The 14,976-nt window shown below is 67.2% G+C and carries 8 protein-coding genes and 1 tRNA gene; 5 read left to right on the top strand and 4 right to left on the bottom strand.

The annotated features are described in order from the left end of the window. The first annotated feature begins 1 nt into the window (after position 1). The 4 genes from lgt to pyk all read left to right on the top strand — a co-directional run bounded on the left by lgt (position 2) and on the right by pyk (position 9,303). A complete protein-coding gene (lgt, locus tag ACVWZ8_RS20585) occupies positions 2-1,375 on the top strand; it encodes a prolipoprotein diacylglyceryl transferase (protein ID WP_456505673.1) in 1,374 nt (457 codons plus the stop codon). Positions 1,376-1,638: 263 nt separating this feature from the next. Beyond that, positions 1,639-6,255 (top strand): glutamate synthase large subunit, encoded by a 4,617-nt coding sequence (gltB, locus tag ACVWZ8_RS20580; RefSeq protein WP_426977221.1) that lies wholly within the window; start codon positions 1,639-1,641, stop codon positions 6,253-6,255. Next, positions 6,248-7,705 carry a glutamate synthase subunit beta gene (locus ACVWZ8_RS20575; protein WP_426977223.1) on the top strand — a complete coding sequence of 486 codons (1,458 nt, stop codon included), beginning with the start codon at positions 6,248-6,250 and terminating at the stop codon, positions 7,703-7,705. The genes gltB and ACVWZ8_RS20575 overlap by 8 nt, the downstream gene beginning before the upstream one ends. A gap of 98 nt (positions 7,706-7,803) precedes the next feature. After that, positions 7,804-9,303 (top strand): pyruvate kinase, encoded by a 1,500-nt coding sequence (gene pyk / locus ACVWZ8_RS20570; RefSeq protein ID WP_456505672.1) that lies wholly within the window; start codon positions 7,804-7,806, stop codon positions 9,301-9,303. A 100-nt stretch (positions 9,304-9,403) separates the two neighbouring features. Here pyk and ACVWZ8_RS20565 read toward each other — a convergent pair whose 3' ends face one another. Further along, entirely contained in the window at positions 9,404-10,009 is a 606-nt protein-coding gene (locus ACVWZ8_RS20565; RefSeq protein WP_426977227.1) for an ANTAR domain-containing response regulator, read from the bottom strand. A 207-nt stretch (positions 10,010-10,216) separates the two neighbouring features. Here ACVWZ8_RS20565 and ACVWZ8_RS20560 point away from each other — a divergent pair. Next, positions 10,217-10,298: transfer RNA gene (locus tag ACVWZ8_RS20560), tRNA-Leu, on the top strand. A gap of 348 nt (positions 10,299-10,646) precedes the next feature. Here the strand turns inward: ACVWZ8_RS20560 and ACVWZ8_RS20555 are convergent. From ACVWZ8_RS20555 to ACVWZ8_RS20545, 3 genes are read right to left on the bottom strand one after another with little or no spacing between them, the layout of a single operon-like run. Beyond that, positions 10,647-11,198 carry a hypothetical protein gene (locus tag ACVWZ8_RS20555; RefSeq protein WP_456505671.1) on the bottom strand — a complete coding sequence of 184 codons (552 nt, stop codon included), beginning with the start codon at positions 11,196-11,198 and terminating at the stop codon, positions 10,647-10,649. Beyond that, a complete protein-coding gene (locus ACVWZ8_RS20550; RefSeq protein WP_456505670.1) occupies positions 11,195-13,693 on the bottom strand; it encodes a hypothetical protein in 2,499 nt (832 codons plus the stop codon). The genes ACVWZ8_RS20555 and ACVWZ8_RS20550 overlap by 4 nt, the downstream gene beginning before the upstream one ends. After that, positions 13,690-14,877 (bottom strand): tyrosine-type recombinase/integrase, encoded by a 1,188-nt coding sequence (locus ACVWZ8_RS20545; RefSeq protein ID WP_456505669.1) that lies wholly within the window; start codon positions 14,875-14,877, stop codon positions 13,690-13,692. Before ACVWZ8_RS20545 ends, ACVWZ8_RS20550 begins: the two co-directional genes overlap by 4 nt. Positions 14,878-14,976 lie beyond the last annotated feature (99 nt).

Below are 14,976 nucleotides of genomic sequence, written 5' to 3'. Positions count from 1 at the left end.
AATGCAGTCAGTCCTCCACATGGCGGCGATGGTTCCCGCGAGCATTCCGAGCCCGGACTGGTCCGGATTCGACATCCCGCTCCCGTGGGGTTCCCTGCGCATCCACGCTTACGCGCTGTGCATCCTGGCCGGCATCATCGCCGGCCTCTGGCTCACGTCCGTCCGCTGGGCGCGGCGCGGCGCACCTGAGGGGAGCGTCTGGGACATCGCCATCTGGGCCATTCCCTTCGGCATCATCGGCGGCCGGCTCTACCATGTGGTGTCCTCACCGGACGCGTATTTCGGCCCGGGCTTCGACGGCACCGGTGACCTCTCGCTGATCCCGCAGATCCAGCGCGGTGGCCTGGGCATCTGGGGTGCCGTGCTGCTCGGGGCGGTGGGCGCCTGGATCGGCTGCCGCCGTGCCGGCGTCAAACTCACCGTCTTCGTGGACGCCGCCGCGCCTGGACTGCTGCTGGCCCAGGCGATCGGCCGCTGGGGCAATTACTTCAACCAGGAACTCTTCGGCGGCCCCACCACGCTGCCGTGGGGACTGCAGATTGACGCTGACAACCCGAACTTCCCGCCCGGCATGCCGGCGGACACGCTCTTCCACCCGACGTTCCTCTACGAGTCGCTCTGGAACCTGGCCGGCGTCGCCATCCTGCTGGTGCTGGACCGGCGCTTCTCCTTCCGCCGCGGGCGCCTGTTCTGGCTCTACGCGGTCTATTACACGCTGGGCCGGGTCTGGATCGAAGCGATGCGGATCGACGACGCCGAGCAGATCAACCTCTTCGGCATCACCACCAGGCTCAACGTGTGGACCAGCATCTTCGTCCTTCTTGCAGCGCTGGTCGCCTTCATCGTCCTGGGGCGGCGCAAGCCCGAGGTACCCGACACGCCGTTCCTGCCGGGCCGCGCACCCAAGGACTGGGTGGCCGACGCCGGCGACGGCGGGAAGGCTGCCGCCGTCGCGGTGACGGCTGACGCTGACGCCGGGGACGCCGCCATCGAGAAGTCCAACGCGAAAAAGACGGACGTCGAGAAGTCCGACGGCGACCATGCCGCCGTCGTCCAGGCCAGCGTCGACACCTCAGCCGCCGAGGCCAGGAGCGACGCCGAAAGCAAGGAACCCGCGACGGTTCCGGCCGGCACTGTTCCGGCCTACAGCGGACCCGTCCGCCATTCGGACTCTGCTGTCTCAGATAGTGAATCGCGTGGTAATCTCCCTGATAACCAAAGCGGTCCCGGTGACGCGTCTGCCCCAGCTGCTGCATCAAAGGAATCCACCGGCGGCACCACCGCCACCGGAGCACCGGCCACGGGAGCACCGGCGGCCGGAGCACCCGGCCACCATGCCCCCGGATCCGCGCCGGAAGCTGGCGGCACCAAGTAGCCCAGCAGCGGCACACCGGGCCGCAGAGCCACCGCTCGCCGGGCCCGTGTCCACAACGTCGTGGCAGCAGGGAATGCTGCGGACTGCAGACCGTTGCCGTCCGCGCAAGCCCGGGCCAGCAGGCCGCGTAACTGTTCGTACAGGACGCCGGGCTGGCCTACAATTCCAGTTAGAAACTCTTTGTTGTGCCCGTCACACCGGCGCACCGATCCGGGCCAATGTTGTCCCTCCCATACGCACGATCAGGAGGAAGGACGTCTCCCATGACCCAAACCCTGCACAGCCCCAGTTGGTCCGAGCCGAACCAGGCGCCGGCCGCCATGTCGCCGTTCAAGCGGTTCGCGGCACTGCCGGAAGCCGCCGGTTTGTACAACCCGGAGAACGAAAAGGACGCCTGCGGCCTCGCCATCATCGCCACGCTCCGCGGGGAGCCAGGCTACGACATCGTTGAAGCCGCCCTGACCGCCCTGCGCAACCTCGAGCACCGCGGCGCCGTGGGCGCCGATGAGGGGACCGGCGACGGCGCCGGGCTGCTCATGCAGGTGCCGGACGAATTCTTCCGCGCCGTCAGCGACTTCGAACTCCCCGCTCCCGGCCAGTACGTCGTGGGCACGGCCTTCCTGCCGGCCGAGCAGCGCGAAGCCGAGGCAGCCAAGGCCGGGATCGAGGGCCTCGCCGCCGACGAGGGCCTGACCGTCCTGGGCTGGCGCGAAGTCCCGGTCATGGCAGACCTCGTCGGCGCCATGGCCCGGGCCTGCATGCCGTATTTCTCGCAGCCGTTCTTCGCCTCCAGCACCGGGGAAACCCTCGAGCGGAACGAACTCGACTCGCGCGCCTGGCGGCTCCGCAAGCGCGCGCAGAACAAGTTCGGCGTGTACTTCCCGTCGCTGTCCTCCCGGACCATCGTCTACAAGGGCATGCTGACCACGGCCCAGCTGGAGCCGTTCTACCCGGACCTGTCGGACAAGCGCTTCAAGACCAAGCTTGCGATCGTCCACTCGCGCTTCTCCACCAACACCTTCCCGTCCTGGCCGCTGGCCCAGCCCTTCCGCACCATCGCGCACAACGGCGAGATCAACACCGTCAAGGGCAACCGCAACTGGATGCGCGCCCGGCAGTCCCAGCTGGCCAACCCGCTGCTGGGGGACTCGCCCGAAGAGCTGTACCCGATCTGCACCCCGGGCGCCTCGGACTCCGCGTCCTTCGACGAGGTCGCGGAGCTGCTCTGGCTTTCCGGACGGCCCATCACGCACTCGATCATGATGATGATCCCCGAGGCCTGGGAAAACCACGCCACGATGGATCCTGCCCGCCGGGCCTTCTACGAGTACCACTCGCTGCTGATGGAACCGTGGGACGGCCCCGCGGCCGTCTCCTTCACCGACGGCAACCTGGTCGGCGCCACCCTGGACCGCAATGGTCTGCGCCCGGGCCGGTACTGGATCACCGAAGACGGCCTGGTCGTCTTCGCCTCCGAGGTCGGCGTGATCGACGTCGAACCCTCCAAAGTGGTCAAGAAGGGCCGCGTCTCGCCGGGCAAGATGTTCCTGGTGGACACCGAGGCCGGCCGGATCATCGATGACGCCGAGGTCAAGGCCGAGGTGGCGGCGGCCAACCCGTGGGCCGAGTGGGTCAAGGACAACCTGATCGACCTCAATGACCTGCCCGAACGTGAGCACGTCGTGCACACCGCGGCCTCGGTCAACATCCGCCAGCGGACCTTCGGCTACACCACGGAGGAACTGAAGATCCTGCTGGGCCCGATGGCCCGCACCGGCGCCGAACCGCTCGGCGCGATGGGATCGGACACCCCCGTCGCGGTGCTCTCCAAGCGCCCGCGGCTGCTCTTCGACTACTTCGTGCAGTCCTTCGCGCAGGTCACCAACCCGCCGCTGGACGCCATCCGCGAGGAGCTCGTCACCTCCCTGATGTGCGCGATCGGCCCCAACGGCAACCTGCTGGACACCAAGCAGGTCCGCCAGCCGCAGGTCGCGCTGCCGTTCCCCGTGATCAACAATGACCAGCTCGCCAAGATCGCCAACATCGAGAACGCCGACGGCGACAGGGTCGCCATGAAGGTCCGCGGCCTCTACCGCCCCGAAGGCGGCGAGAACGCCCTGCGCGCCCGGCTCACCGAAATCTGCGAGCAGGTCTCCGGCGCCATCAACCGCGGTGTCCAGTACGTCGTGCTCTCGGACCGTGATTCGAACGCCCAGTGGGCGCCGATCCCGTCCCTGCTGCTCGTCAGCGCCGTGCACCACCACCTGCTCCGCAGCGCCAACCGCACCAAGACCGCGCTTGTGGTCGAGGCCGGCGACGTCCGCGAGACCCACCACGTGGCCGTGCTGATCGGCTACGGCGCCTCCGCCGTGAACCCGTACCTGGCGATGGAATCCGTGGAACAGCTCATCAGTTCCGGCGACGTCCTCGGGGTCACCCCGCAGGACGGTGTCTACAACCTGATCAAGGGCCTGGGCAAGGGCGTCCTGAAGATCATGTCGAAGATGGGCATCTCCACTGTGGCCTCCTACACGGGCGCCCAGACCTTCGAGGCCCTTGGCCTGGGCCAGGACCTCGTGGACGAGTACTTCGCCGGCACGCACTCGCAGCTCGGCGGCGTCGGCCTCGACGTCATTGCCGCCGAAGTGGCGGCACGCCACCAGATGGCGTACCCCGAGAATGGCATCGAGCAGCCGCACCGTCCGCTCCTGGGCGGCGGCGAGTACCAGTGGCGCCGCGACGGCGAGCCGCACCTGTTCAACCCGGAGACCGTTTTCCGGCTGCAGCACGCCACCCGTGAGCGCCGCTACGACATCTTCAAGGAGTACACCCGCGGCGTCGACGACCAGTCCGAGAACCTGATGACCCTGCGCGGGCTGCTGAAGTTCAAGTCAGGGCTGCGCCCCGCGGTGCCGCTGGAGGAAGTGGAGTCCGTCTCCAGCGTCGTCAAGCGCTTCTCCACCGGCGCCATGAGCTACGGCTCCATCTCGCAGGAAGCCCACGAGACCCTCGCGATCGCCATGAACCGGCTGGGCGGCAAGTCCAATACCGGTGAGGGCGGCGAGGACGTGGACCGGCTGCTGGATCCCGAGCGCCGCTCCGCGGTCAAGCAGATCGCCTCCGGCCGCTTCGGCGTCACGAGCCTGTACCTGAGCAACGCCGATGACATCCAGATCAAGATGGCGCAGGGCGCCAAGCCCGGCGAAGGCGGCCAGTTGATGGCGCAGAAGGTCTACCCCTGGGTGGCCCGGACACGGCACTCGACGCCCGGCGTCGGACTGATCTCCCCGCCGCCGCACCACGACATCTACTCGATCGAGGATCTCGCGCAGCTGATCTACGACGCCAAGCGGGCCAACCCGTCGGCCCGGGTGCACGTCAAGCTCGTCTCCGAGGTCGGGATCGGCACGGTGGCCGCCGGTGTCACGAAGGCGAAGGCCGACGTCGTGCTGGTCTCCGGCCACGACGGCGGTACCGGCGCCTCGCCGCTGAACTCGCTGAAGCACGCCGGTGTTCCGTGGGAGCTGGGCCTCGCCGAGACGCAGCAGACCCTGATGCTCAACGGCCTGCGCGACCGTGTGGTGGTGCAGGTGGACGGCCAGCTCAAGACCGGCCGCGACGTCGTCATCGCGGCGCTGCTGGGCGGTGAAGAGTTCGGATTCGCCACCGCCCCGCTGGTGGTCTCCGGCTGCATCATGATGCGCGTCTGCCACCTGGACACCTGCCCGGTGGGCGTCGCCACGCAGAACCCGGAGCTGCGCTCCCGCTTCAACGGCAAGCCCGAGTTCGTGGTCAACTTCTTCGAATTCCTTGCCGAGGAAGTCCGCGAGATCCTTGCCGAGCTTGGCTTCCGGACCATCGAGGAAGCGATCGGCCACGCCGAAATGCTCGACACCCGTGAGGCGATCAACCACTGGAAGGCCGAAGGGCTGGACCTGGACCCCATCCTGCACGGACTCGAGTTCGACGACGACGCCCCGCTGCGCAACCTGACCGGCCAGAACCACGAGCTGGACAAGCACTTCGACCAACGCCTGATCGCCATGGCCGCGGAAGCCCTGAGCGACCGCAGCCCGGTCAAGATCGCCGTCGACGTCATCAACACGGACCGCTCCGTCGGCACGATGCTGGGCCACGTGGTCACCAAGACCTTCAGCACGGACGTGCTGGCGACGGACACCATCGACATCACACTGACCGGCACCGCCGGCCAGTCGCTCGGTGCGTTCCTGCCGGCCGGCATCACCCTGCGGATGTTCGGTGACTCCAACGACTACGTCGGCAAGGGCCTGTCCGGCGGGCGCATCATCGTCCGGCCGGACCGCACCAACGTCTTCCCGGCGGAACGCAACGTGATCGCCGGAAACGTGATCGGCTACGGCGCCACGAGCGGGGAGATGTTCCTGCGCGGCCAGGTCGGCGAACGCTTTATGGTCCGCAACTCCGGAGCCACCGCGGTGGTCGAAGGAATCGGCGACCACGGCTGCGAGTACATGACCGGTGGCCAGGCGCTCATCATCGGGCGCACCGGCCGCAACTTCGGTGCCGGCATGTCCGGCGGCACGGCCTACGTGCTGGACCTGCAGACCGAACGCGTCAACAAGCAGGCCCTGGAGTCCGGCGAGCTGCAGCTGCGCGAACTGGACGCCGAGGACCGCGACATTGTCCACGGACTGCTCGTCAGGCACCTCGAGGAAACGGAATCGCTGCTCGCGGCCCGGCTGCTCGAGAACTTCGACGACACCGCGGCCCGCATAACCAAGGTGCTGCCGCGGGACTACGCGGCCGTACTGCAAACCCGTCTTGACGCCATCGAAGAGGGCCTGGACCCCGACGGCGAAGAAGTTTGGTCTCGAATCCTGGAGGTGACCGGTGGCTGATCCACGCGGATTTCTGAAAGTACGTCAGCGCGAAACCCAGCCCCGCCGTCCCGTTCCGGTCCGCATCATGGACTGGAAGGAAGTCTATGAGGCCCAGGAAAAGGGTGTCCTCAAGTCCCAGGCCGGCCGCTGCATGGACTGCGGCGTGCCGTTCTGCCACCAGGGCTGCCCGCTGGGCAACCTCATTCCGGAGTGGAATGACCTCATCTGGCGGGACAAGGGTGAGGAAGCGATGGAGCGGCTGCACGCCACCAACAACTTCCCCGAATTCACCGGGCGCCTCTGCCCGGCCCCCTGCGAGGCGTCCTGCGTTCTGGGTATCAACCAGCCCGCGGTGACCATCAAGCAGGTCGAGGTTTCGATCGTGGACCAGGCGTTCGAGAACGGCTGGGTCAACCCGCTGCCGCCTGCCCGCCTCAGCGGCAAGACGGTCGCCGTCGTCGGCTCCGGCCCCGCCGGGCTCGCCGTCGCGCAGCAGCTGACCCGGGTGGGCCACACGGTTGCCGTCTACGAGCGCGATGACAAGATCGGCGGCCTCCTGCGGTACGGGATCCCCGACTTCAAGATGGAAAAGGAGCACGTGGACCGCCGGCTGGAGCAGATGAAGGCCGAGGGCACCCGCTTCCGGACCGGAGTCGCCGTCGGCACCGACGTGACGTGGGAGCAGCTGCGCCGCCGGTACGACGCCGTCGTGGTCGCCACCGGCGCCACCGTCCCGCGTGACCTGCCCATTCCGGGCCGTGAACTCGAGGGCGTCCACTTTGCGATGGACTACCTCGTCCCGTCCAACCGCGTCGTCGCGGGGGAGACTGTCGAGAACCAGATCAATGCCGCCGGCAAGCACGTCGTCATCCTCGGCGGCGGCGACACTGGCGCGGACTGCCTCGGCACCGCGCACCGCCACCAGGCCGCCTCCGTGACCACCCTGGCGATCGGCAAGCAGCCCCCGGCGGAGCGCGCCGGCCACCAGCCCTGGCCGACGTTCCCCACCCTGTTCGAGGTTGCCAGCGCCCACGAGGAAGGCGGCGAACGCACCTACCTCGCCTCCACCGTGGAATTCGTCGGCGAAAAGGGCAAACTGACCGGCGTGAAGGTTGCCGAGACGGAGTTCGTGGACGGCAAGCGCCTTCCGAAGGCCGGCACCGAGCGGATCATCCCCGCTGACCTGGTGTTCCTGTCGCTCGGTTTCACCGGCGCCGAGCCCGCCGGGATCACCGAGCAGGTCAGCGCCGAGTTCGACGGCCGCGGCAACGTGGCCCGTGACGGCTACTACATGACCAACACGGAAGGCATCTTCGTGGCCGGAGACGCCGGCCGCGGACAGTCGCTCATCGTCTGGGCCATCGCCGAGGGCCGCGCGTGCGCGGCCGCGGTGGACAAGTTCCTGATGGGCAGCACCATTCTTCCGGCCCCCGTGGCGCCGACCGACCGGGCGATGGCCGTCCTGTAGCCCGCAGCTCCTGCACCCCCAGGGACTGCTCCCGCCGGACCCCGACCGTTCACTTCCGCAACAACTTAATCCATGCAATCGACTACTAGGGTAGGTATATGAGACGCGCTAAGATAGTGGCCACGTTCGGACCGGCAATCGCGAGCTTTGAGAACACGCTCGCCGTGCTGGAAGCCGGCGTCGACGTCGCCCGCATGAACATGAGCCACGGCGATTACGCCGTGCATGACACCACATACGAGAACGTCCGCAAGGCCGCAGGCCAGCTCGGCAAGCCCGTCGCCATCATGGCGGACCTGCAGGGGCCGAAGATCCGCCTCGGCCGCTTCGTTGACGGACCGCACCTCCTGGCCGTCGGTGACACCTTCACCATCACCACCGAGGACGTCCCGGGCACCAAGGACATCGCCTCCACGACGCTCAAGAGCCTCACCGATGACGTCAATCCCGGCGACGCCCTGCTGATCGACGACGGCAAGGTGGCCCTCCGGGCGATCGACGTCGACGACGTCAAGGTGGTCGCCCAGGTGATTGTCGGCGGGTACGTCTCGAACAACAAGGGCATCAACCTGCCCGGCGTTGCGGTCAACGTTCCGGCGCTGAGCGAGAAGGACGAGGACGATCTCCGCTGGGCCATGCGCCGCGGTGTGGACATGGTTGCCCTCTCCTTCGTCCGCGACGCCTCGGACATCAAGCGCGTCCACGAGATCATGGACGAGGAAGGCCGCCGCGTGCCGGTGATCGCCAAGATCGAAAAGCCGCAGGCCGTGGAGCAGCTCTCCGAGATCATCGACGCCTTCGACGCCATCATGGTGGCCCGTGGCGACCTCGGTGTGGAACTTCCCCTCGAGGAAGTGCCGATCGTGCAGAAGCGAGCCATTGAACTGGCACGCCGCTGGGCCAAGCCGGTCATCGTGGCCACCCAGGTGCTTGAGTCCATGATCGACAACCCCCGCCCGACGCGGGCCGAGGCCTCCGACTGCGCCAACGCCGTGCTCGACGGCGCCGACGCCGTCATGCTCTCCGGCGAGACCAGCGTGGGCAAGTTCCCGATCGAGACCGTCAAGGTCATGGCCCGGATCATTGAATCCACCGAGGTCCACGGCCTGGAGCGCGTCCCCCCGCTGGGCACCAAGCCCAAGACCCGCGGCGGCGCCATCACCCGCGCCGCCGTCGAGATCGCCGACCAGCTGGATGCGAAGTACATCTGTACCTTCACCCAGTCCGGCGACTCCGCGCGGCGCCTGTCCCGGCTGCGGCCGATCCGTCCGGTCTTCGCGTTCACCCCGGTGGAGCACGTCTGGAACCAGCTGGCACTGACCTGGGGCATCATGCCGGTGCTCGTCCCGATGGTGGGCCACACCGACGAGATGACCGCCCAGGTCGACCGCAGCCTGCTGGACATGGACGTCGTCGCGGACGGCGACCTGGTGGTTATCGCCGCCGGTTCGCCTCCCGGAAAAGCCGGTTCCACGAACATGCTGAAGGTCCACAAGGTGGGCGACCTGGCAGACGCCGGCAGCCACGGCGAGGCAGCGGTGGCCAGGGACAAGCTTGGCCCGTGGCCGGAAAATAAGAAAAACGGGGCCCAGGACTAGTTCCTGTGCACCACGCAAAAGGGAGGGTCCCCGCCACGCGGTTTACGCGGCGGGGACCCTCCCTTTTTTGGCTTCTTTGTTTGCATCTAACCTGCCGGGGCTAGTTGACCTGGTTGATGATGGTCTCGGCAACCTCGCGCATGCTAAGGCGGCGGTCCATGGAGGTTTTCTGGATCCAGCGGAAGGCTTCCGGCTCGGTGAGGCCCATCTTGGTGGTCAGGAGGCTCTTGGCGCGCTCCACGAGCTTGCGGGTGGCGAACTGCTCCTGCAGGTCCGTCACTTCGCTTTCGAGGGCCTTGATTTCCTCGTGGCGGGAGAGCGCGATTTCGAGGGCGGGGATGAGGTCCGCCGGGGTGAAGGGCTTGACGACGTAGGCCATGGCACCGGCGTCGCGGGCCCGCTCCACCAGTTCCTTCTGGCTGAAGGCGGTCAGCAGGACCACAGGGGCGATCCGGGCCTTGACGATCTTCTCGGCGGCGGTGATGCCGTCCATGACCGGCATCTTGACGTCCATCAGGACCAGGTCCGGCTTCAGTTCTTCGGCGAGCTGCACGGCCTTTTCGCCGTTGTCCGCCTCGCCGACGACGTCGTAGCCCTCGCCCCGCAGGATCTCGATGATGTCCAGGCGGATGAGGGTCTCATCCTCGGCGACGACAACGCGGCGCGCAGGCTTGGAAGTGGGGGTTGACTCCGTCTGTTCTGACACGGGAACTCCTTGGAAAGGTACGGCGGGAACTAAACCATCATAGGTTTTATCGGCTGGTGTACTGGGGACCGGTTTGGGTTCGATGCGGCGTCACTGGCGCGATTCTGGAATTCAGCCTATCTGCATGTAGAGTAATTTCGCGCACTGGAAGCGATCGCGTTGCTCACAGCACTGTGGTTCAGCGATTGTTACACCGGTGCACTCCGCGCCCGAGTGGCGGAATTGGCAGACGCGCCGCACTCAAAATGCGGTATCGAAAGGTGTGTGGGTTCGAGTCCCACCTCGGGCACAGTGTTTCCGCAGGTCAGATGCGTTTTTCTCTGAAACTGGTGCTTTTCCGTGTGGACAGTGTCCACACTCCGGCCTCTGACCTGGTTCTCCGGGGTGTGTGGGTGAACCGTCCCGGGAATCATGCCGCCTGTTTGTTGGCGGCGTCGTCGGGTAACGAGCCGATTTCTCGAGCATAGTATGCCTGCTCGAATTCCTCCGGCGGCTGGTGATCCAGGGCGGAATGTAATCTGTTCTCTGGGGGTCGTTGACTTTTTAGCTGCCTTATTCCGGTATCGTCGCAGTTCAGGGGCGTATTGGGTTGCGCCGTCGTGCACCGTTGATGTGGTGCACGTGGGCCGGTGGACGCTTATTTTGCCGTGTTGAGCCGGGTCATGAGTTCCCTGTTCGCCGCGCGGGATGCGTTCAGGTCCTGGTTGCGTTCCTCGAGTTGCAGCCTCAGATCGAGGCTTTGCTGTTCCAGCGCGGTGATGCGGTGGTTCAGCTCGTCGAGGTCTTGGGGCGCTCCGAGTCCGGATTCGCGCCAGACGTGTTCGCCGAGCGTTTGGGATAAGCGCCGTTCCAGTGTCCGGATGTGGGTTGCGAGGCGGTTGCCGCGCTCGTGGGCCGCGAGGAAGTCCGTGTGCAGGGAGGCCAGGCTGACTGCTGCACCCTGTGTGGAATCGTGGGACGGCTGCGCCTGAATTGTGTGCAGTTGCGCCAGGAGGTCGCGGTGGCGGTATAGGAAGGTGCGGTCAACGCAGGCGGTGCGGGCGATGGTGGCGACGCTGATCTCCAGGCCGGAGGAATGTGCCTGGGAGAGGGCGGCAAGGACGCGTTCGCGGCGCCGGGCGGTGTCGGCGCGGCGGCCTTCAATGGCGGCGGCTGTTTTCCTGGCCGCGGGGGTCTCGGGCAGGGTCATGTCGCGGGCTGTGGATGGATATCGGGTACGGGCTGTCGGATCCGGGGCATACCCAGAGCGGTCGTGCGGTGACGGCGCACGAGGGCTACGGCCTGCTCGATCTCTGTCCGGTCGGCGGGTGCCAACTGGTCCAGCCCGGCTTCGACTTTGGAGATCAGCCGGCGGATGCGGGTGATCTCATTCTCTGACGGCAGGGCTTCAGCGCGGGCCCATTCCTCCAGGTCCTGGGTGGCGAGGAGTTTCTCGCGGTTGCGGAGCAGGTCATCGAGGTGGGCCTGCAGGTCGGGCAGGTAGGAGACATCGGTGCGGAAGTGGTCACAGCCGGCGCAGCGGAACCGGTAGGGGCAGGCCTTTCCGCCGGCCTGGACGTTGGACGGTTCGGTGCAGAGGCCGAATGGAACGACGACCTCCCCGACAGCCCGGCGGGCGTGGTCGGAGTCCAGCAGTTCCTGGGTCTGGCGCCAGATGCGTTCGCCGTGCCGGTTGAACTGCATTGCTGTGACCCGGTCCACGGCCTCGCGGCGGCGGCCCTGGCCGACCTGGTAGTAGCCGCCGGTGGTATCGAGTTTGCGGTGGTCCATGAGCTCGCGCAGCACATCGATGGGCACGCCGGCGTCGGCGTGCCGTTGGGCGTATGTGTGCCGGTAGGCATAAAGAACGATGAGTGCCTTGTCGAATTCGGTGTCATCAGCGGTTCTCAGCACCGGCATGTTCGTAATCCAGGTGCGGTGGTGGAACGCGAGACTGAACGCGGTGAGCGACCTGTCACCACGGGGATTGCGCCGGTCGGTGGGCAGCAGTTTCAGCTCACCGACCGGGGTGTGGGGGTAGCGGGCCCGCACCCACTGCTGCTGGGCGGTAATCACGTCGGCGGTGTTCGCGCTGATGGGAAGCCGGCGGCCGAGACGGCCGGCCTTGTGATTATCGAAGACCAGCACCGCAGATTCGTCGGCATCACGGGCCAGGCAGTCGAACGCCAGGGCCGCGATCTCCTCGGGCCTTCGGCCGGTGTCGATGGCCAACTCGATTCCGGCCCTCATGGGCGGCGATGTCAGCCGGTCGAGGTGGGAACAGATCTGCCGCATGATTTCCGGCGGCAGGTCCCGTCCGGATTCGGCGGCTTCGGGTTCATCGGGGATGTCGGCGGCGCCGATGGTGAAGTCCTCACCGAGGCCGGCGGCCAGGGTGCCGGCACGGGTCAGGCCCAGGGCCCGGATCGTGGAGAGCACCTGCCTGACCTCACGGACGGTACGGAGCCGGGCATCGGTGCTGATCTGGCCCGTCGAGGCCAGATAGGCGAGCCGGTTCAGGAATGTCTCGATGTCGGCGCGGCCAAGGCCGGAGGGGATCCGGCCCTGGTCCGGGCGCATCCGCAAGGTCTCCGAGAGCCGCACCAGGGCGTTCACGTGGTGGCGCACCGACAGGCCCGTGGTGCTCCGCCGGCCGGGGCGGATCCGTCTTCTGGGCAGGTCATCGATGGCCCAGCGCTTGGCGGCGTCGCGCAGCCACGGCTGGCTCAGGCCGGTGAATGAAACTGTGCCGCTGTTGCCGAAGACCGCCAGGTCCCACTGGTCAAGCATGGCCTCGGCGGCCGGAGTGCTTAACGCGCGCCGGGCATGTCTTGCCAGGGCGTTAAATACCCCGGCGAACGCCAGGGAACGGGTGGCTGAAAGGTGGTAATCATTGATCGTGCGGACCTGTTGGCGTCGCAGGTCATCACATACCGAACGCAGGTCTGCCTCCTTGGTCCGCACCTGGTCCAGGCGGCACCGTTGCTGCAGTCCGAGAAGCACCTCGATCACCACCAACGGTGCCAGCCCGCGCAGGCTCACCTGCCCGCCGGTCCCGATCGGCGGCTCGACCTGCCGCCACCGGCCCTCATCGGTCCCGGGGTTCCTGGCCATGAGAACCCGCAGGCGCATCTGGTGGGCCTCGCAGTAGCGGCCCTGAAGGCGGCGGCGCTGTCTCGGGCAGGCAGCCACCGCGCAGGGCGGGCAGGCCTCCAGCGCCCGTGCCCGCGGACCGGTGAGGAACTCTGCCAGACCCAAACCCAGGCTCTGCTGCTGATCGAGGTGCCGGCGGCATAACCGGGCCGGTCCCGAGGCCCATTCCCGGGCGCACCCTGCCACCAGGCATGTGCCGATGCCGCGGTCGGGGCGGTCCCTGGCCGGAAGCAGGGCGATGTCCTCAAGGCCCAGCCCGAGCCGGACGAGCCTGTGGCGGCAGCCGGCGCAGATTCTGCCGCGGTTCGGGGCCGTGACCGCGCAGCCGGCTGCCACGCAGACCGGACGCCCCAGCAGCCGGTGCGCCGGTGGAAGGAACATGACCAGGGAAACCGGATCCCAGCCGATCTCAGCCAGGAATTCCGGTGTGATCAGATGTGCGAGTTCAACGGCGGACTGCCCCAACCGGTACGGGCCGGTGAACACATGCCCGGTGCCGCCGGAAATGTCCTGCGGGCCAGGCGTCGTTGCCACCCTGATTGCAGCCGTCACTTGTTTTTCCCTGTCTGTGTCCCGCGGGGGCCGGGCACCCGGTCTACTGCTTCGCGTAGCCTGGCCGGATCCGGATGCAGGTAGACCTGTGAGGAGCTCATCGAAGCATGCCCGAGCAGTGCGGCGATCTCATCCAGGGTGCCGCCGGCATCGGCCAGATTGCTGCCGAAGGCGTGCCGCAGCTGGTGCGGGGTAACGTGACGGCGCAGGCCGGCGCGCCGTCCTGCGGCAGTGACCAGCACATTGACTGCATCCGGCGGCATCGGAGCACCGATCGGGGCGCGGAACAGGTTGACCAGCAGGAAATCGCTGCCGGACGCCTCGCTGACGGCCAGCCGCTCGAATACATAGGCATCAACAGCCCGGACGACCAAAGAATCCAACGGCACCACACGTGTCCGGCGGGACTTCGCCCAGGCCCCGTTCACGTTGTCGCGGCGCAGCACGTGCAGATGCGCCTTCGGAACCGGGCAGCCCAGAAGCCTTGAATCAGCGAGCATGTGCGCATCCGAACGGCGCAGCCCGCAGAGCTCGCCGCGGCGCAGGCCCGCCCGCGCCATCAGCAGCACGACCAGCCGGTCCCGGGCCGAGAGGCAGGCCCCGATCAGTGCCACAATCTCCGCGTCGCTGGCCCGGTCCACACCGGCATCGGGCTCATGGAGGCGGTGACGGGCGCGCATCCGCCAGGCCATGGCCCGATCCTCGCCCCGCGCCTGTCCGGGCAGGTCACGGTCATCGGCAAGTTCGTAGATCAGAGGCAACAAGGAGCCAGGGGCATCGCCACTGGTCACCGCATGCACCACGAACCCGCGGACCGCGGTCAATAGCGTATTGATCCGGCGTTCCCCGCGGACCGGACGGTGGCCCGGACCGGCCAGCACCACCGCGTTCCGCCCGCCATCCCCGCAAACCGCAACACCGGCATGCGCCCCGGAATGACGCAGCCAGATGATGAACAAACCAAGCTGCCCGACGCCGGCATGCCAATGAAGGCCTCTGGCCAGGCACCAACGCAGGAACAGCGCGATCCCTCCCGCATACGAACGGGTGGTCAGCTCCGAGCCGTCACGACCCAGGCGCAGATACCGCAAGAACGCGTCCGCCTCCGGCACGGCAACCAGATCATCATCGAGGACAGTCCAGTATCGAATACCCGAAGGCAGAAGCACCGCGAAGGCCCGCACGATTGTCCTTCCAGAGAACTGGAATACCTAAACGCGACTATGCGCCACGTGCACCGCACCCCCGGGGATCTGTGGCGCCACGGCGCGGCGTATCCCTCT

This window comes from Arthrobacter sp. UYCu723 (genome assembly GCF_054059215.1).
The sequence above is the reverse complement of the archived record's forward strand: the minus strand, read 5'-3'. Positions and strand labels throughout refer to the sequence as shown.

Bases quoted from the DNA above. Each gene is read 5' to 3' on its own strand.
- lgt (WP_456505673.1), top strand. From the start codon at position 2: ATGCAGTCAGTCCTCCACATGGCGGCGATGGTTCCCGCGAGCATTCCG.
- gltB (WP_426977221.1), top strand. From the start codon at position 1,639: ATGACCCAAACCCTGCACAGCCCCAGTTGGTCCGAGCCGAACCAGGCG.
- pyk (WP_456505672.1), top strand. From the start codon at position 7,804: ATGAGACGCGCTAAGATAGTGGCCACGTTCGGACCGGCAATCGCGAGC.
- ACVWZ8_RS20555 (WP_456505671.1), bottom strand. From the start codon at position 11,198: ATGACCCTGCCCGAGACCCCCGCGGCCAGGAAAACAGCCGCCGCCATT.